Below are 440 nucleotides of genomic sequence, written 5' to 3' on the forward strand. Positions count from 1 at the left end.
GGCGAATTCCTCCCCATACATAAATGACAGGGGTTTCCATTCGCCCCCCTTACCAACCCCTAATTTTCGATGACAAATCTGATGCATAATATTCCAATTGTTCTCCCGACAATCTCCGGGATGGGGAATTCCCTGGATTCTCTAAACATCCTGTTGGGGAATGCGCCGGTTAAGGGGATGGTGTTGGCTCAACAGGTCAGCGACCCAGAAATTTTAGATCGGATCAAAAGCGCTTGGGATTATTTTATTGCCTCTGGACAAGTCTGGGCGTTGATTGTGGGGATAATTCTCGGCTATTTATTCCGGGGATTTAGAGGAACTTGAGGCGCGCGGTCTTCCCCTGTTTATCACTATTCCACCATTACCGTCAGGGACTCCGTAGAAACCAACCCCATGTCTAAAGCCAGGGGCTTGTACTTCTAACCACCTGACCAGCCTAA

The 440-nt window shown here is 48.6% G+C and carries 1 protein-coding gene; it reads left to right on the forward strand.

All coding sequences use genetic code 11. The features are described 5' to 3' along the window. The first annotated feature begins 69 nt into the window (after positions 1-69). Entirely contained in the window at positions 70-324 is a 255-nt protein-coding gene (locus LKK83_RS15355; RefSeq protein ID WP_324632084.1) for a hypothetical protein, read from the forward strand. Positions 325-440: the final 116 nt, after the last annotated feature.

This window comes from Phormidium sp. CCY1219, assembly GCF_035615515.1.
In the GTDB taxonomy this organism is placed as follows: Bacteria; Cyanobacteriota; Cyanobacteriia; order Cyanobacteriales; family Laspinemataceae; genus CCY1219.

Bases quoted from the DNA above. Each gene is read 5' to 3' on its own strand.
- LKK83_RS15355 (WP_324632084.1), top strand. From the start codon at position 70: ATGACAAATCTGATGCATAATATTCCAATTGTTCTCCCGACAATCTCC.